The sequence below is a fragment of the uncultured Parabacteroides sp. genome, assembly GCF_905196875.1.
Classification (GTDB): domain Bacteria; phylum Bacteroidota; class Bacteroidia; order Bacteroidales; family Tannerellaceae; genus Parabacteroides.
In genome coordinates this window covers 26,179-44,220 of the sequence record NZ_CAJJWO010000018.1, presented here as the reverse complement: position 1 = coordinate 44,220, position 18,042 = coordinate 26,179, and the positions used below count along the sequence as shown (strand labels likewise).

Sequence of the window (18,042 nt, the reverse complement as noted above, 5' to 3'; positions counted from 1 at the left end):
CTGCTTTTTATATATAAAAAGATTTTTCCGTTTTAAACCATAGGCATTTTATTTTTAAGGTTACACATGTTTTTCCTGTATTTTTAAAGTTAAACTCTGTAAGTTTCGAATACCACTATAAACACCTCTACATTTAACATATATTAACCGCACTCATTTGATCGCATGGTCAGCCTCCACTCGTTTTCCATCCCAAGCCTTTTTCCCTGTCCACTCAGTATAAGGCATAGACCAAAAGCCATCTGTTTCAGGAAGCCCCAATGCAAGAAAGCCTGTAGCGCACAAATAAACACTACCCGTATTGATATAGTATTCAGAAATCCGGATCTGTCCTCCGCCATTAAAACCAACCCGAAGCCACCCTTGTCTATCAAAGTTTGCTGATGAAGAAAATAAATTCCGAATTACAGACGTCAATGCACAGCGCACCTGAGCAGCTTGTACGGGAGAAGGCAATATATGCATCAATGCAGCTTGCCCCAAAGCATGGAAAGCACCGGTACGGTAAACAATCGACCGGCCAACAACCGGAAAAGTCCCCTCCGGAGAAATAAACCGCTCTAGCTGGGCTGCATAACGACCATGTCGTAATAATTGTTCATTCAAAAAATCAGCGCCTTCCAAATTATGTTTTCGCATGATAACCAAAACATCCGTCAACATAGGATGAATCACAAAGCTATTGTAATAATCCATATGAAACCTGGGACCATCTCCATAAAACGCATCTCCTTTATACCACTGATTACGAAATTTAAACACACCATAAGTCAAACGCTGCATATCGCATTCACCGGTAAATTCCAATAAAGCGGCTTCCACCATAGAAGCAAACAACAACCAATTATTCTCATTTGGTTTTATATTACGGCTTCGCTTCAATTCCGTAACCATGCGCTCCCGGATCTTTACATCCATTCTTCCCCATAGCTGTTTAGGGGCACGCAATAAGCCTTGCGCTAAAAAGGCGGCATCTACCAAAGGTTGATGAGGTTCTCCGAAAATCAGATAGTCGGGCGAAGCTGGATTTACTGCATTTTTCAAACCGGCCAAAGTCAGGTTTATATACTTTTCACGAAGCTTTCCTTCGGGAGTTTGATCCGTCCCAAGCTCCAACCAGGGAGCTATCCCACACACCAAACGACCTACAGCCTCCAAATGGGAAAACTTTCCTCGCTCTTTATCTAAAGATTCATAAGGCATATTCTGCTTTAAAGTCCCATCTGCCAAATTTATCAAAACAGGATCTGCAATCTTTGTCAAAACTTCAATCCACAACTTGCGCTCTTCTGCCCCTGTAGGAACCTCTTTTTTATTTTGTGCTTGTAAAACGGACATCCAACAAACTGAAAATAAAAAGAACAAGACGAACCACTTTTTCATATGAACATTATTTTTCATTCAGTAATTTCTTCATGCGCATCAACGCTTCTACATAATAATAGTCTGCATAAGTAAGCGGAACATCCACTTCAATATTACCCCTAAAATGTCCGGTAGAATGCATTAAAGCAAAATTACAATTAGTACCTTTTTCTGCCAGATAAGCGGCTGAAGTCAATGAACGAATCTGCTGCTCCGCCATTTTTAAACATTTTCCACCAAACTCGTTCGAATTCATCTGGCTTAAATCTATTAACGAAGATGCCATAATAGCAGCAGCTGAAGCATCACGCGTCGTGTTCGGTATTTCAGGCATATCGAAGTCCCAATAGGGTACCTTATCTTCCGGCATATTCGGATGATTCATCAGATAATCCGCTATGTTATTTGCCAGTTCAAGATACTCCTTCTTACCTGTTTCACGGTACATCATGGTATATCCATACAATGCCCATGCCTGACCTCTGGACCAGGACGATTCATCGGACCATCCCTGATGTGTCTGTTTTATATGAGGCAGACCGGTTATTGTATCATACGATACAACATGATAGCAACTGTAGTCAGAACGGAAATGATGCTCCATTGTCTTATTTGCATGATTCACTGCGATCTGATAAAACTGTTTTTCTTCCGCCATACGGGAAACGACTGTAAGAAACTCCAAATTCATCATATTATCAATAATAACCGGATATTGCCACTTGGACTTATTGAAATCCCATGAACGGATAACACCGATATGTTCATTATAGCGGGTTGCCAATGAACGTGCACCGGTAATCATTACATCTTTATATGCCGGATTTTGAGTTAATCGGTATCCATTACCAAAACTACAGTTCAACATAAACCCGACATCATGGTTATTAGTTACATTCTTTGCAGGTTCTACACGAGCTGTATACAACTCGGCATACTTTTTCAATTCCGGTATAGGGGTATTTTCATACAAATACCAAAGCGTTCCCGGATAAAATCCCGAACACCACCAACCATAACCACTCATTTCCAGCTTACCGTCTTTTCCTATTGATTTCGGCAATTTCCCATCCTCCGGTTCTAACTTTTTAGCCATCAACAAAGCTTGCTCCGTTGTCCGGTTCAAACCTCTCTCTATTACTTTTTCCATCGGTTCATCCTGTACCACACATGATGTCAAGACAATACCCATAGTTGTCATAGTCAATGCTATAACATAACGATACAAATTTTTCATGTTTAGAATTATTTACTGTAAAACAATTAGATTACGTTCATCATCCTTGGTAAAAGTGAACGGATATACAATTTGTAATTTCCGCAAAACGCTTTCCACTCCATCACGTTGTCTGAATTTTCCGGTATAACGGTAGTTACCTAGTTTCATGTTTTTCACAGTAATTGACACATCATAAAATAACTCCAATTTTTTAATAATATCCGTCAACACCATATCATCAAACACAAATACCCCCTCTTTCCAAGATAGAAAATCGATATCCTCAAATGAAGTGACTTCTGATGAAGAATCCGACACTACAATTTGCTGTTGTGGACGCAATGAAAAGGTTCGATTTCGGTCGTTTGCACAGGAAACAGAAACAGCACCCTCAACCAAAGAGGTAACAAAATACTTTTCTGTCTCATAAGCGCTCACATTAAACATTGTGCCAGTCACCAGTATATCCATTTTACTTGTCTTTACGATAAAAGGTTTCTCCTTATTTTTTTCTACTTCAAAAAAAGCTTCTCCATGCAGTTCTACCTCCCGTTGTTTCCTATCAAAACGTTCCGGATACCGTAAAGTAGAATTGGCATTCAGCCAAACCTCGGTTCCGTCAGCCAATAAGACTTTGGCACGTTGTCCGGGAGGTGTTGAGAACTCCTGGTAACAGGCGACTTCCTCTCCTCCTTCCGCGGCATAAGTCATTAATAAATAGGTCGACAATACGGAGAACAGCACGATGGCAGCATACCCGGCAACTTTTCGCATATTAAATAAGAAAGCACGCTTTTTCTTCAAACGGACAAACGACCTGTATTGCATATCGGAGGCAGAATGTTCTTCCCTGACCATCGATATAAGCGCCGACAAATTTTGTATATCAGCTGCTTCTTTCTTCAGTTCCGCATCTTCTTTCAATTGCTGAAAAAGAGTTTGCTTTTCTTCTGATGAAATATTTCCTGTCAAATATTTTGATAACAGATCGTACATATTTTCCTTTATTTATAAAGTTAAACCCTCACCGGGAGAAAGACCACTATAAACCGCCTCGAAATAAACATTAATTAACTAAGAACAAGAGTAAGGGCAAGTAGTCCTTTAGTTCTATACGTAACTTCTTCAAGGCTGTAACAATATGGTTTTCAACTGTGTTTACTGAGATTCCCAGCTCATCCGATATTTCCTTATACTTCAGTCCCTCGATACGGCTTTTTATAAACACCTCGCGGCAACGCTCCGGCAATGTGTCCAAAGCTCGTTGAATGATCTCCTGCAATTCTTTTTCCGAATGATATGAATACTCCAACGATTCCAAAGCATACAGCTTAAAGCCTAATTCATCTTTCAACTGCGTATTATATTCTTCTTCAATCAGTTTATGTCGCAGGAAATTCAGACATCTGTTCTTGACCAGGGTAAATAAATAGGTAGTAAGTGTACAGGACAGTTCCAGTTCATCTTTTTTCTCCCAAAGTACCAAAAAGACATCCTGTACTATATTTTCCACATCTTCATTTGCCGATATGTAATTCCTGGCAAATGCAGACATCTTCGGATAATACAATTTATATATCTTTTCAAAATTACTTTGAGTATAAACCATCCCAATCAAATCCTTTTTAGCAAAAGTAATATATTATTCCAACTTTTAAACAACAGGATGAAATTAATCATTTACGAAGCAAAAAAGACGGGAAAATTGAAATATGCCACATTCAGCTTAACCAATCGCATCTTTCTCTTGAATATTGCTTATCTTGCAGCATTTATGTCCGCAAACATAAAAGAGACATTAACGGAATTACATTAATAAACAATTATGACAGAACTATTTACCGACCTGTATAACCGTGCCGATAAGGATGCAGTCATCCCTTTCCTTCAAAAGTTGGAACAGAAAGAGCGACGGGAACTTGTGCCTTTCCTCAAAAAGGAGTTAAAAAGATTTGAAGAATGGGACATCAGACAAGGATTCCAGGGAGAAGAGAAAATATATATTTTAAGGGTTTCCGCTTTTGTATGCTTCACAGAAGCGGAAATAAAGACATTACGCTGGTGGAACTTCCCACCGGAGGAAGAACTTGAAAAGATTCTCCCCTGGTATTGTCCGGCATGGCTTTCCAACTATATAAATAGTGAAAACGAATTCAACAGGAAAAGTTATCTGACCCTCATGGACTGGACGGAAAAAGGGTATATCACGCCGACAGCCGAACGGATCGTAGCCGTATTGCCGAATGTCATTTTCAAAGAAGATAAGAGAAACAGCAAAATATACGAACCGGAACGGATCGAGAAATATCCGGTTACCCTGAATGAACATATCTGGTATCTCTTCGAATACCCGTCGAACATCGACTGGGCCGACAGGTGGTATCTGAATCAGAAGGAGATAAAGAATAATGAAGGGAACTGGATTAAAGTCTTTATCCATTATACAGCAAACGGTCGGCTCAACCGGATGAGAGTACTGAAAGAATGTCTGCTGACAGCTAACAGAAACTACAATAAAATACTGACCGGCTGGTTCTCCGCATTGTTTATAGCTCTGAAACCTACGGCTGGAGAGTTGCTGGAGATGCAGGACGAATTGTTCGCCACACTAAATTGTGTACAGTCAAAGCCTGTCAATACAACTTTGAACTTATTCAAAAAACTTTGTATCGAAGAACGATTCCAAACTAACGAGTTCCTACCCTATCTTCCGATCCTGTTTAGTTCGGAAGTTAAATCGATCATTGCTACAACACTGGTTATTATCGAAAACATATTGAAGAAGAAACCGGAGAACAGTCAGGAGATCTGCATTAGCCTTTGTACTGCTTTTCTATCCAAAGATGAGGCGATCCAAAAGAAAACGGCCGAGTTGATTTCCCGTTATGCGACTCCCGGAACGGAGATAAACGAAGCGCTGGCCGCCTTCTCCGAGAATCTGTTAATGAGCGTGCAACCGATATTGACCGACTATCTGGAGAAGAACAAAGAAAGTGCAGACGTTCTGCCGGATTATCCGGAAATAACCGAACCCGCGACCTTGCTACGGGAAGACAACCGAATCCCTTCAATCAACTCGTTTGAAGACTTCGCTTTTTTCCTTTCACAGGCACTCGACCAACCAGAGACTTATTACTTCGACTTGCTGGCAAACAACCTGATCGCCTGGGGCAACCAGGTGGATGAAGACTCTTTGATCCTTTTAGAGCCGGTTTTCCAAAAAGCCTACAAAATCATAAGTCAATGGGACACTCCTGCAATAGATGGTCTTCCCTGCTATATGGTTGTTGCTTACGGCAATCTGCTGATGAAGCAATACCCTGCAAAGCTTTCCAAAATAGAAAAGATACGTACGAAAGCAATCGAAAACGATATTCAGAGGGATAAGAATAGCAAATACTATTCCCGCCGGCTTGTTGACTTCGACAAACTATCTATTTCTACTTGTTTCCAAGGTTTCTACGGGATTGCCGGCTTCACTCTGAAGAAAATGAAGACACGAAAGCAATTGCCTTTGCTATCAACTCCGACACATAGCCCTGCTTGGATCGATCCGGCTACGTTCGTGGAAAGACTCTCTATATATCAGCAACTGAAAGAAGAACCGGAAGAAATGGATATGCAACTGGCACTACAACGTTGTGCGCCGGAAAATCTTTCCGAAGCCACCCGGTTGGCTCAGGAAAAATTATCAGGGGAATACAAAGATTTGCTCCTATTCCTGCTGGGAGTAAACAAATCCCCGAAAGGCGAATTTCTACATCCAGCCTGGTGGATGATTGCCGGAATAACCCGCTCGCCCGAATGTCGTTTTCCTGAATTTTCTTCTTTCGAATATAACGAAATACCAGAAGCTTACCTTTTCGGCAATCATTCCTGGGAGTCTTATATGCGAGAATATATGGCTTATGGCAATTACAACCGGGAAAAGAAAGATTACGACCGGTATCCGGCAACCACACCGGATCTGCATTGGCTCACTCCTGATTATGAAAACAGGGAAAACAGTCACACTCCTCTATTTCTGGAATATACCCTGAAAAAGAAAGAAGGGTACCAAGGCGGTATTAACGAAAACAATATTCAATATCTGCTGACTGCATTTCCTAATATGCCGGACAACTTTTATGGCAGAATCGTTTTCGAAAATATCTATTACGGATGCAGCTGGGAAGTAGCCGAGCAGACTCAGATAACAACAGCCATCACATTCATGCAGCAGATTGCCACTCCTTTCAGAGAGATGCATTATTTATTCCTTGCCATCTGCTTATTGGCTCCGGACAAGACTGTTCGCAACTATGCCAGTCAGATATGGATCGACCGGGTGGCATCGGAAACGATTGACAACGAACGGCTAGGTATAGCACTCGGGAAGATTGAACGTCTTGAACTCTGCCCGCTCAAACGACTGACCGACCTGATGTCGGAAAGCCTGACAGGAGTCAGTCCGTTGCATAGCAAAGCCCTGCTGGAAACAGTCGAAGCTATGTGCCTGCAATTACAGGTAAAGCCGATAAAGAACCTGAAGAAGCTCTTGGAAATATACAATGAACTGTTGGTGCAGTGCAAACAAAAACCCCGGACAGAGATGATTGCCCGCCTGGGTGACTGGGAAAAAGAAGGCAACCTGAAAAAGATAGCCAAACAACTGATCGGTAACCAATAAAAGCAAAGATAAAAAATGGAAGATCTGCTTACTTACACCTATGCCCGTCCTTCCGGACTCGTCAGGCATGGAAATGAAGAAGAACTGTTCTTATCCAAATACAGTGAGATACAGAAAAACACGGATGCACCGTGTTTCTTTTGGGGAAATATTGCCAACCCGTTTATCATGGCTCGTTGTCTGATAGCGTTGTCAAACATTGTCAAGTCGAGTTTCAACATGTCGACATTCCAGCTATCCCTGCTGAAAGATCCGATCGTGACAGCCGGAAACGGGCGGATACGGTTTGAAGGATTTTCCCATTGTGCGGGAGTTTATGCCCGTATCGATGTCTTACCTGATGGAATAGACGGCGAGTTTCTGGAGAATGGCACAACGAACGTTGACTTTAACCAACCGATGTTAACAGCTTTAGGCAGCATCCGGCAAAACGAGAAAGTACTGCTATCGATCGGACAGAAAGAAGTAGGGTTGCATTTGGAAGGGAATAAAGTCACCGAACGCAAAGTACCGCTACCAACCAAATGGATCAAAGGACTAAGTACCGTACAAATCTATTTGTCGAACGCTGAAGAGGCTTATACATTTAACAAGATACAAACTTTACAACTATTCCGGGGAATCCCCAAAGGACAAGTGAAGAGTGATTATTATCTGACAGTCAGAGGGAACGTTCCGATGTTTACTCCTGTCAAATCTGTAAATGCTATTTGTATCGGCGGCCTTCACCGATTGCGTTTGCTTGAACCGCTTATTCCTTATATCGACTCGATGAAGATATTTCCTCACCCAGCGATGCTATCGACTACCTGGCAGCTTTATTTCGGAAATATCCGTTTCAGCTTCTCGCTTTCCCGCGACTCATGGAGAGGCTTTTCCGGCGAAGGTGCCGCACTCGAATCATTGATAGATGAAGTCGAAGACGAATGGATAGACGCACTTGACAAATATGTTTATGCCAACCAGGCTTTCAACCCGACATTATTTGCCATCAACGAGCAGCTGGATTTCGACCGGGTGGATAACCTTACCGGCCGGCTGGCAGCAATGGGACTTCTGGGATACGATCTGGATGACAACCAGTTCTTTTACCGCCGCCTTCCTTTCAAATTAAGCCGTATCATGAGTCTGAACCCACGTATGAAGGGAGCGGATAAACTGATTGATGAGGGGAAAGTCGAGATCATCAGTAACTCCCCGCAACGGATCGAGGCGCGCGTTGATGGAAGCGGAGTCAGACACACCGTTATCCTGGACGACCGGAATGAACGTTGCACCTGTGAGTGGTACAGTAAATATCAGGGAGAAAGAGGCCCATGCAAACATGTGCTGGCTGTGAAAAAAATCACAAAATAAAGCATCCCCTATGGATTAATAACTAAGATATATAAACACAACTTGCAACATTCCGCAAATGCCAGTATCTTTGTGAATTATTTATGATAATAAAATGGGAAGACGCTCAGGTTACAAAGACACAAATCTAAAAAAAGCCCCTCGCGGACGCAAAGTATCGGTGAAGGAAGAGAACACTCTTCTTCCTTTCCTGTTCGAATTGCTGAGCCAACAGAGCAAAAGTTCCGTTAAAGCGCTATTGGGCCACGGACAAATCTTGATAAACGGGAAGGTTACTTCCCAGTTCAACGCTCCTTTAGTGCCGGGAGACGAAGTCGAGATCAGTTATGAACGGGGTAAAGTGGAGTTCACCAACCCTTTACTACACATTGTCTGGGAAGATGACGACCTGATAGTGGTCAACAAAAAAAGCGGACTCATGTCCGTCTCCAGCGATCGTGTAAAGGAACGTACCGCTTACCATCTGCTTAGCGATTACGTGAAAAAGAGCGATCCCAAAAATAAGATATTTGTCCTGCACCGTCTCGACCGCGATACATCCGGTTTGATGATGTTCGCCAAGAACCAGCGTGTGCAGAAAGCATTGCAGTCTAACTGGAATTCAGCCATCACCCAGCGATCGTATGTTGCCGTTGTAGAAGGCCGGCCGGAAAAAAACACCGACCTGATCGTCTCCAACCTGGTTGAAAATGCCAAAATGCAGGTATATGTAACAGCCGAGGGCGACGGAAAGGAAGCCATCACCCGTTATCATGTACTGCACAGCAACGGTCATTACTCTTTACTGGAACTCGACCTGGAGACAGGCCGTAAGAACCAGATACGTGTCCAGATGGAATCTATCGGACACCCCATCGCCGGCGATTATAAGTACGGCGCAGAAACTGATCCCGCCGGACGGCTGATGCTTCACGCCCGACGGCTCTTCTTTATTCATCCGGAGACAGGTGAAGAGATGCGTTTTGAAACACGTATTCCGGATGCTTTCGCTTCATTAGCTAAATAACTAAGACAGAAATATAGACAAGTATGAAGAAACTCTTTAGTATCTTTTTGCTGGTGTTCGTAACACTGGCTGTACAGGCTCAGATACATCAGCCTGTTAAGTGGAAAATCAAACTGGAGGACTCTAAAACTGCCGAAAAAGAAATCGTGTTTACCGCCACTTCCGAGAAGGGATGGCATTTGTACGATATGAATCTGCCTGAGGGAGGACCGGTTTCCACTTCATTCACATTCGAAACCTTAAAAGGGGTCGAATTGATCGGACAACCGGTTTCATCCGTTAAACCGACTGTAGTTTACGACGAACTGTTCGCGATGGATCTCCGCTGGTATCCGGGAACGGTTTCATTCACTCAAAAAGTCAAAATCACCGATCCTAAGAAATTCAAGATTGAAGGCGAGGTTGAATTCATGGCTTGCAACGACGAGACCTGTTTACCGCCTGATCGTGTAAGCTTTACTTTCGACGCAAAGAACACAAAGCTAACCTTACTGTCGGATGCCCCGGCTGTCGACAAAGAGGATGTAACGGCTATTCAGCCGGATACCGAACAGGTGGTGGAAGAAGCAGAAACGCTTACGACTCCTGACCCGGCAGCAAAGACCGATAATATAATTTCGAGTCCGGCAAAGATTGCCAATGAGCTGACAGACGACGCTGCTCTCTGGACACCGGTCATCGATAATCTGAAAGCATTCGGTGATACAACTGTTACTGCCACAGATACCTCCTGGTTATTTATCTTCTTCGCCGGATTCCTGGGTGGATTGATTGCCCTGCTGACACCCTGTGTATGGCCAATGATCCCGATGACAGTAAGTTTCTTCCTGAAACGTACCAAGGATCGTAAAAAAGCAATACGCGATGCATTGACTTACGGTCTGTCTATCATCGTTATCTATCTGGTTATGGGATTACTGATCACCGGTATATTCGGGGCCAGCGCACTCAACGACTTATCGACAAATGCAATCTTTAATATCATATTCTTCCTGTTGCTGGTTGTATTCGCCATCTCGTTCTTCGGAGCATTCGAAATGGTATTACCTGCTTCCTGGACTACAAAGTTGGATAGCAAAGCGGACTCGACGACCGGTATATTGAGTATCTTCTTTATGTCGTTTACGTTGGTATTGGTATCCTTCTCTTGTACCGGCCCGATCATCGGAACATTATTGGTACAAGCTGCCTCGATGGGGAATGCCGTTGGCCCGGCTATCGGAATGTTCGGATTTGCCTTGGCATTATCCATCCCGTTCAGTTTGTTCGCCATCTTCCCGAATATGCTGCAAAGCATGCCTAAATCAGGTGGTTGGCTGAACTCCGTAAAGGTAGTATTAGGCTTCCTGGAATTGGCTTTGGCTTTGAAGTTCCTTTCTGTTGCCGACCTAGCTTACGGCTGGCGCCTGCTGGATCGTGAAGTATTTATCGTATTATGGATCGTGATATTCGTTCTATTAGGCTTCTACCTTTTAGGAAAGATCAAGTTCAGCCACGACAGCGACGTGAAATATGTTTCCGTACCGCGCCTGTTCATGGCAATCATTTCGTTCGGCTTTGCCGTTTATATGGTTCCGGGACTATGGGGTGCACCTCTGAAATCAATCAGTGCTTTCGCTCCTCCTTTATATACACAGGATTTCAGCCTGTATGACGATGAAGTACATGCGGCCTTCGACGATTACGAAAGCGGTATGGCTTATGCTAAACGGGTAAATAAGCCGGTGATGATCGACTTCTCCGGTTTCGGTTGTGTAAACTGCCGTAAAATGGAAGCTTCCGTATGGACAGATCCGAAAGTAAAACAGTTACTTGAAAAAGATTACGTCCTGATCACCCTGATGGTGGATGATAAAACGAAACTGCCTCATCCGATCGAGATCGAAGAACACGGCAAAGTGCGTAAGCTGAAAACGATCGGTGACAAATGGAGCTATCTGCAACGAAGCAAATTCGGTGCTAACGCCCAACCGTTCTACATCCTATTGAACGACGAAGGCAAACCGCTCGGTCCGTCTTATGCTTTCAACGAAGATGTATCGAAATATGTACAATTCCTTGAAAACGGATTAAAGACATTTAAAGAGCAAAGTAAATAAAACACCATAGGGGGTAGGTTTTGCCTACCCCTTTTTTATAACTATAAACCCTGGCGTGGTCTATCCGCCCTGATAATATGTCAACGAAACAAGAAAAGATGGAAGCCTTCGGGCAGCTGCTCGACATCCTGGATGAACTCCGGGTAAAATGTCCCTGGGACAGAAAGCAAACAAATGAGAGCCTGCGCACCAACACGATCGAAGAAACTTACGAACTGTGCGACGCAATCATGAAAGACGATAACAACAACATCAAAAAAGAGTTGGGCGACCTGCTCCTGCATATCGTCTTCTATGCTAAAATAGGCGAAGAAAAAGAAGCCTTCGACATTAAAGATGTATGCGACAGCCTCTGCCAAAAGCTGATATTTCGTCACCCTCACGTATTCGGCGATGCCTCTGCCGATACAGCCCAGAAAGTAGAACAGAGCTGGGAACAAATAAAACTAAAAGAAAAAGGTGGAAACAAAACCGTATTGGAAGGTGTCCCCTCCTCTCTCCCGTCCGTGGTTAAAGCTCACCGTATCCAGGATAAGGCTCGCAACGTCGGTTTCGACTGGGAACAGCGCGATCAGGTATGGGATAAAGTACATGAAGAGTTTACCGAACTGAAAGAGGAAATAAACAAGATGGACGCCGACAAAATGGAAGGCGAATTCGGCGACTTGTTCTTCAGCCTGATCAATGCCGCCCGCTTATACAAGATCAATCCGGATAATGCACTAGAACGTACGAACCAGAAATTCATCCGTCGCTTCAATTACCTGGAAGACCATACCATTAAGGAAGGACGTTCTTTAAAAGAAATGTCACTGGAAGAAATGGATAAGATCTGGGACGAAGCTAAATCGAAAGGGTTATAAAAAACAAAAGGGGAACCGACATCACGTCGCCACCCCTCCCTTAACTTAAACGCCAAAACTAAATCTAAACAAAAAACACAAATAATGATAATATTTTATTTTTTCTTGTTTCCATCTTTCTTATCGTCCGGCCCTTTCATAAAACTCCGTGCAAACTTATATTCTGCCCGCCGGTATTTATAAAGTTTCTCAGGCGATAATATTTTTTTGAATTTCTCGTAATATTCTTTTTCTAAAGCAGCCTCCTTCATCTTTACCCCGAGACATTCATCGTTAACCTTAGAATAATCAGAGTCTGTCGGATTCTTTTTATGCCTCACCTCCTTCGCCAACTTACGGCATTCACGGCCAACTTCGAACATCTTCTGCTGTAACTCGTTACATAACGGAATAAAAGCTGCCGCTTCTTCCGGTGTAAGACCTACTTCTGCCGTAATAAAAGCACTTCTCTTTGCCTGATAGGCTTCTTTGTCAAAATGTCGATGTTCTTTATCTCCCTGCGCCAACACTTTCGAAGAGAATAAAACTGAAATCGCCACAAATGTAATAAAAAATATTTTATTCATACAAGTATTATTACAAAAATATGCTAATAACTTCTTTTTTTCATCAAATTATTCATAATTGCCCAATTCTTCTGCTAAAAGATAATCCGTGTACTGTGCCTCCAGATACTCCAGATATTCTTCATTCTCAGCATCCTGTATAGCAGATATCGTAGCAGAAGCGTCATTAGACTGAACTAATAATGTATCCGTCTTACTCTGATCACCATCGATACCGACAATAGCTTTAAAGAACAGTCCCAGTCCGGCAAATACAGCTGCCATATACAACCACGGACGCATACGATCCATCATAGAGATTTTTTTCACCTCTACTTGCGGTTTCTCAGGTAACCGGCTCATTATATTAGCCGTCAAATCCTCCATATACCCATCAGGCACGGTAAAAGGATTCTTTCCTTTAAAACGATCCAGATTATTTTGTTCTTTTTCCATACTCCTACGTTTTAATATTCTTTTGACGAGCGTTCGTCCAAAAGGTTTAAATGTCTTTTGTTAAAAACTCCTCTACTTTTTTTACGGCATGATGATAAGAGGCTTTCAAGGCTCCCACGGAAGTCCCCAACATCTCCGACATATCTTCATACTTCATCTCGTCAAAGTATTTCATGGTAAACACTAAACGTTGCTTCTCGGGCAAAGTCAGGATAGCATTCTGTAATTTCATCTGCGCTTCATCACCGTCAAAATACTCATCCCCTTTCAGACGTTCCAGCAGGAAAACATCCGTATCGTCGATCGACACGTTATTCATATTCCGCTGCCGGTTCAAAAAGGTGATACATTCATTGATAGCAATCTTATACAGCCAGGTAGATAATTTTGCTTCCCCCCGGAAATAATCGATATTTGTCCAGGCCTTCAGGAATGTGTTCTGCAAAAGATCATTTGCATCATCATGGCTCAAAACCATCTTACGTATTTGCCAGTACAACTTTTCCCCATAAAGATTTACCACCCGGGCAAAAGCCTCCCTTTGCCTGGCCGGATCTCGTAGCTGTTCTACTAATTCATCTTCTGTATACTGCTGCATCCTCTCCATTTTGGCGTAAATATATAAAAAAATACGGATATAAAAAAAGCGGGCAACTTTACAGTTGTCCGCTTTCGGAAGTGCCCAGAACAGGACTCGAACCTGCACGCCTCGCGACACACGCACCTGAAACGTGCGCGTCTACCAATTCCGCCACCTGGGCATTTCATTACTTTCAGGTAAGCAATCTCTCATGATTGCGGTGCAAAGGTAGCGATTATTTTGATATTACAAAATATATGACAGATATTTTTATGATTAATCGCCACAAACGTTCAAAAGAAATAAAGCCCCGCCGGATAACCAGCGGGGCTTTGTTGTATGTAACCTGTCAACCTAACGGTTTACCAGGAGTGCCTTATTTACTTAACGACAGCTTTCACTGCGCTTTCACCGTCAACAGCAACAACCACGATACCTGCAGGAGCAGAGAATGTTACGTTGTCAGAGTTAATAGTCTGAACAGTTACAGTCTGACCAAGAATGTTGCTTACAGTTACTGTTTTACCAGCAGCATTCTGGATAGTGATCTGACCTTCACCTGCAATTACATTAACAGTTGATGTAGAAACACCTTCGTTAGAAGTTGCGAAGTCGCTAGTATCTTCCAGGTTGAAAATCTGAGCCTGGTTGATCAATTCCTGCATCTTCTGATCGTCATCTGCGTGGTTACCGTTATCTACAGTGTATTCTGCCAATACAGGTACGCCATTGTGGATTTTCACCCATGCACCCTTGAAGGAAGCAACGTGAGATACACCATCCAGATTAGATTCCAGTAAGAAGTCTTTATGATCGTCGTCTGTGTAACGCAGAGAGAATGCATAGTTCTTATGTAAGCCGTCTACCGGTTTCTTTTCGAAGATAGCTTCGTTGTACAGGTCGCGAGGATCAAGAACGCCGTCTTTAGTTCTCAGGTCTGCCAATTTCTTACCGTTCTTCAGGATATACAGGTATTCGCCTGTTGCATCTACCTGGTGAACACCTTCTACGAAACCAAGGCGAGTGTAAGACTGCCATTTGTAAACGTCAGGATTGTTCAACATGTTCGTGCTACCCTGAACAGAGTCTGTCAGGTTGATCAGGAAGCTACCGGCCAGGTAACCGTTGTAATCCACTTCGTGCTCGCAATTCGGGTTGTAACCGTGAGCGTCACACCATTTGCCGTCTTTTACAGAATCCGGACGTACAACGAACAGATACTGAGGCATACGGTCAGAAGAGCTTACTACATAGTCTGCATACAAAGCTTTTGTGCTTTCCTTACCTATCGGCTGGATCTTTTCAGCTGTCACGCCCAGGTAACCGAAGTCTTTCACTACCTGCGGAGCTCCGCTCTGGTTGTTAGCGTCTTCGAACAGGTATTCAGAACCTGTACCTCTTGCACGGAACATATTGATAGTCTTACCGATTTCACCCAGATCCATATACAACGGACGGTTGTCAGTGATAACTGCAAATGCAGTTGCTCTTTCAGTAGCTACGTTGTTCAAAGGCAGGTAGCTCATTTCGCCAACACCGTCTTCGCAATGTGCCTGCATCCAACCATTATCAGATTCAAGAACTGCACCACTGTTGATATCTACCAATACATAGCAGATTTCGTCACCCTTCACCTGGTCAGCTTTCAGATAGAATACACCCAGTTTAGGATTATCGGCAGCATTATCTTCAGCCTGAGCCTTAGTCATAGCCTTGTAGTAAGGAGTCTTACCCTGCGGGCTTACCAGATATACATATATTTTATCGTTATCGATCAGGTTCTTGTCGCTTACTTTCAGCACATAAGCAGTTCTAGCCAACTGTGGCAAACCGATTTCTGCACCGTAACCGAACGGAACATCGATAGCTACCTGATCTTCCACAGGAACATCTTTCGCTTCGATCAATTCATAAGTAGTAGACTGACCCGGAGTCGGAGCAAAGCTCTTATCTTCAGTCACATTCAGATAAAGATCCTGATTTGCGAACAGGTTATAGTTCAGATAATACTTAGTATAAAGCAGATCTTCAGTCTTCAAGTGCTTGTAACCATGACGAGGACTTGTTTTAGCTTCATTATCTTCTACAGCAGTGAATGTATAAGTATCTTCGTGCTGAAGTTCTTTCCATCTGAAATTGTTGAAATCCTGATTGATGAAGTAAACACCTGTCTTATCCTGATAAAGCTGACCTTCGAATACTTCGTCTGCATATTCACGGTTGTAAACAGCAACTGTAGGAACAGCACCGCAACCAGTAGTCTTAACAACCCACATAGTAGCCGGCATATCATTGTAATCCTGAGCAGTTGTAGCAGCATCCAGCATCAGACGACCGATAAAGTTGTCAACCACATTCTTACCGGTAGCTACATCTTTCAAGAAATATAATCCCTGAGGCACGTTAGCACGAACCAAATAATCGAAGTTTCTGTCTTTGAAAGTAAACTTAGTCTGAAGAGAACCCGGAAGTTCGATACCACCATCTGTTTCAGTGTTCTTAGCAGTGATAACTGCTTTACCTTCTGTCAAATAAGCGATACGAACTGCTACTTGGCCATTTTCTGCAGTATGAAGGCCTGCACCTACTGTAGCAGGGCTAGTATGAAGTTTCGTCAAATCGTTATAAACAGAGTTGAACGCGATATCCGAATTCTGCCATAAGCTACTTGCTGGATTCTTCGGCAAAGCATTCATCGGCTCGATAAACAAACTATCATTTGAAGGATAGTAAGTAAATCTAAACAAGCTGCGAGCTTCCCAAGTAGCTGCTGTCAAGTTTGTTCCATCAGGAATAGCAACTCTTGTAGGAGCATCTTCCAACAGAACCAAAGGCAGTTCCTTACTCAAGCTTGAATAGAATTCTGTACCAACAGACAGAACTTCACCCTTTGCATTCTTTAAATATACGAATTCTTCCGCTACTAAAGCACCTGGACCAGGAACATCGCTAAGCCCCAGCTGCTTTCTAATAGTTCCGTCACCAGCTGTTGCAGCTGCAACAACAGGGAAGTCTGTGTCATTAAGTTCTACAGCAGTGAACTTTTCTGTCAGCAACGGACTTTCTGTGTTAGGAGCTACGGCAGAAACGATACCGAATGTACCATCATACTGGAAGTCAACCATTCTGTTCAGGTCATCGGCAGTCAGGATAATACCACCAGCCAGAACCGGTTTCAATTTCACAGCATCTGTAATAGCCTGAACATTCGTTTCGGCTTCTACGTGTGAATATTTTGCAGCAATGATCTCGTTATTTACATTCTTCTGCAGAACAACAACCGAGTCACGATTTGCAAAATAAGAATAAATAGGCTTGAAATCAAAATCAGTATTCTGAGAAATCGTAGAATACCAAGTCCAGTTAGTCAAACATCCTTCCAGGATAGAGAAAGTAGTTGAATAACCGGTTGAAGTAACTGTCGGCGCATCGAACTTAGTTGCATTAACATGTGCGTAAACCAACTCCAGGTTTGTTTCCTTATTGGTCATCGTATAGCTGACACCACTTACGTTGTCGCTGGTTACTTTGATAGACCACAAAGAAGCATTGATAGGAGCATTAGCTACCGGCACCAACTTCAAATTCAATTCACCTGTTTGATAATTACGAGTCTGGATCAATACTTTTCCATCTGCGTCTGCCAATTGATACAATTTGTCTGCATCAAAATGATTGACACCAGCACCGATAGTAGCGCTAGCTGTTGCAGTTGGGCGAAGAGTAATACCGTGACCAATCTCATTTGTATTGGTATGCACAGTTGTAGTACCTTGCGCGAAAGCTCCGAGACTTGTTGTCAGCAGGGCGCCGACAAGAAGAGTAGAAAACTTTTTGTTCATAATCAAATAATTTAATTAGTAATAAAATATAAAGTTCAAATA

General features: G+C 42.9%; 13 protein-coding genes and 1 tRNA gene. 5 read left to right on the top strand and 9 right to left on the bottom strand.

Annotated elements, in window-relative coordinates:
• Positions 1 to 153: 153 nt before the first annotated feature.
• From QZ076_RS08525 to QZ076_RS08510, 4 genes are all read right to left on the bottom strand, one after another.
• On the bottom strand, positions 154 to 1,338 hold the full coding sequence (locus QZ076_RS08525) for a DUF2264 domain-containing protein (RefSeq protein WP_293712519.1): 1,185 nt from the start codon (positions 1,336 to 1,338) through the stop codon (positions 154 to 156).
• A gap of 52 nt (positions 1,339 to 1,390) precedes the next feature.
• Positions 1,391 to 2,602, bottom strand: coding sequence for a glycoside hydrolase family 88 protein (locus tag QZ076_RS08520; RefSeq protein ID WP_293712450.1), 1,212 nt, complete (start codon positions 2,600 to 2,602; stop codon positions 1,391 to 1,393).
• 12 nt (positions 2,603 to 2,614) lie between these two features.
• A complete protein-coding gene (locus tag QZ076_RS08515) occupies positions 2,615 to 3,580 on the bottom strand; it encodes a FecR domain-containing protein (protein WP_293712447.1) in 966 nt (321 codons plus the stop codon).
• Positions 3,581 to 3,650: 70 nt separating this feature from the next.
• The gene (locus QZ076_RS08510) at positions 3,651 to 4,193 is read right to left on the bottom strand and encodes an RNA polymerase sigma-70 factor (protein ID WP_293712444.1); all 543 of its coding nucleotides are present in this window, start codon (positions 4,191 to 4,193) and stop codon (positions 3,651 to 3,653) included.
• Positions 4,194 to 4,409: 216 nt separating this feature from the next.
• On the opposite strand from QZ076_RS08510, the gene QZ076_RS08505 reads away from it, so the two are divergent.
• From QZ076_RS08505 to mazG, 5 genes are all read left to right on the top strand, one after another.
• Positions 4,410 to 7,253: a DUF6493 family protein gene (locus QZ076_RS08505; protein WP_293712441.1), complete on the top strand. Its 2,844-nt coding sequence runs from the start codon at positions 4,410 to 4,412 to the stop codon at positions 7,251 to 7,253.
• A 15-nt stretch (positions 7,254 to 7,268) separates the two neighbouring features.
• A complete protein-coding gene (locus QZ076_RS08500) occupies positions 7,269 to 8,609 on the top strand; it encodes an SWIM zinc finger family protein (protein WP_293712438.1) in 1,341 nt (446 codons plus the stop codon).
• Positions 8,610 to 8,703: 94 nt separating this feature from the next.
• Positions 8,704 to 9,615: an RluA family pseudouridine synthase gene (locus QZ076_RS08495; protein ID WP_293712436.1), complete on the top strand. Its 912-nt coding sequence runs from the start codon at positions 8,704 to 8,706 to the stop codon at positions 9,613 to 9,615.
• Between the two features lie 23 nt (positions 9,616 to 9,638).
• Complete coding sequence (locus tag QZ076_RS08490; RefSeq protein WP_293712434.1) at positions 9,639 to 11,714, top strand: cytochrome c biogenesis protein CcdA; 2,076 nt, start codon at positions 9,639 to 9,641, stop codon at positions 11,712 to 11,714.
• A 77-nt stretch (positions 11,715 to 11,791) separates the two neighbouring features.
• Complete coding sequence (gene mazG, locus QZ076_RS08485) at positions 11,792 to 12,577, top strand: nucleoside triphosphate pyrophosphohydrolase (protein ID WP_293712432.1); 786 nt, start codon at positions 11,792 to 11,794, stop codon at positions 12,575 to 12,577.
• A gap of 95 nt (positions 12,578 to 12,672) precedes the next feature.
• Here mazG and QZ076_RS08480 read toward each other — a convergent pair whose 3' ends face one another.
• The 5 genes from QZ076_RS08480 to QZ076_RS08460 all read right to left on the bottom strand — a co-directional run bounded on the left by QZ076_RS08480 (position 12,673) and on the right by QZ076_RS08460 (position 18,000).
• Positions 12,673 to 13,143 carry a hypothetical protein gene (locus QZ076_RS08480; protein ID WP_293712430.1) on the bottom strand — a complete coding sequence of 157 codons (471 nt, stop codon included), beginning with the start codon at positions 13,141 to 13,143 and terminating at the stop codon, positions 12,673 to 12,675.
• 48 nt (positions 13,144 to 13,191) lie between these two features.
• Positions 13,192 to 13,578 (bottom strand): hypothetical protein, encoded by a 387-nt coding sequence (locus QZ076_RS08475; RefSeq protein ID WP_129729278.1) that lies wholly within the window; start codon positions 13,576 to 13,578, stop codon positions 13,192 to 13,194.
• A 46-nt stretch (positions 13,579 to 13,624) separates the two neighbouring features.
• A complete protein-coding gene (locus QZ076_RS08470; protein WP_293712518.1) occupies positions 13,625 to 14,176 on the bottom strand; it encodes a sigma-70 family RNA polymerase sigma factor in 552 nt (183 codons plus the stop codon).
• Positions 14,177 to 14,257: 81 nt separating this feature from the next.
• Positions 14,258 to 14,339: transfer RNA gene (locus QZ076_RS08465), tRNA-Leu, on the bottom strand.
• Positions 14,340 to 14,538: 199 nt separating this feature from the next.
• A complete protein-coding gene (locus QZ076_RS08460; RefSeq protein WP_293712426.1) occupies positions 14,539 to 18,000 on the bottom strand; it encodes a DUF6383 domain-containing protein in 3,462 nt (1,153 codons plus the stop codon).
• Between the last annotated feature and the right edge of the window lie 42 nt (positions 18,001 to 18,042).

What these genes read in the sequence shown, in the direction of transcription:
- QZ076_RS08460 (WP_293712426.1), bottom strand. Translation starts at nt 18,000, where the DNA reads ATGAACAAAAAGTTTTCTACTCTTCTTGTCGGCGCCCTGCTGACAACA.
- QZ076_RS08505 (WP_293712441.1), top strand. Translation starts at nt 4,410, where the DNA reads ATGACAGAACTATTTACCGACCTGTATAACCGTGCCGATAAGGATGCA.
- QZ076_RS08475 (WP_129729278.1), bottom strand. Translation starts at nt 13,578, where the DNA reads ATGGAAAAAGAACAAAATAATCTGGATCGTTTTAAAGGAAAGAATCCT.
- QZ076_RS08510 (WP_293712444.1), bottom strand. Translation starts at nt 4,193, where the DNA reads ATGGTTTATACTCAAAGTAATTTTGAAAAGATATATAAATTGTATTAT.
- QZ076_RS08525 (WP_293712519.1), bottom strand. Translation starts at nt 1,338, where the DNA reads ATGTCCGTTTTACAAGCACAAAATAAAAAAGAGGTTCCTACAGGGGCA.
- mazG (WP_293712432.1), top strand. Translation starts at nt 11,792, where the DNA reads ATGTCAACGAAACAAGAAAAGATGGAAGCCTTCGGGCAGCTGCTCGAC.
- QZ076_RS08520 (WP_293712450.1), bottom strand. Translation starts at nt 2,602, where the DNA reads ATGAAAAATTTGTATCGTTATGTTATAGCATTGACTATGACAACTATG.
- QZ076_RS08515 (WP_293712447.1), bottom strand. Translation starts at nt 3,580, where the DNA reads ATGTACGATCTGTTATCAAAATATTTGACAGGAAATATTTCATCAGAA.
- QZ076_RS08470 (WP_293712518.1), bottom strand. Translation starts at nt 14,176, where the DNA reads ATGCAGCAGTATACAGAAGATGAATTAGTAGAACAGCTACGAGATCCG.
- QZ076_RS08480 (WP_293712430.1), bottom strand. Translation starts at nt 13,143, where the DNA reads ATGAATAAAATATTTTTTATTACATTTGTGGCGATTTCAGTTTTATTC.
- QZ076_RS08500 (WP_293712438.1), top strand. Translation starts at nt 7,269, where the DNA reads ATGGAAGATCTGCTTACTTACACCTATGCCCGTCCTTCCGGACTCGTC.
- QZ076_RS08490 (WP_293712434.1), top strand. Translation starts at nt 9,639, where the DNA reads ATGAAGAAACTCTTTAGTATCTTTTTGCTGGTGTTCGTAACACTGGCT.
- QZ076_RS08495 (WP_293712436.1), top strand. Translation starts at nt 8,704, where the DNA reads ATGGGAAGACGCTCAGGTTACAAAGACACAAATCTAAAAAAAGCCCCT.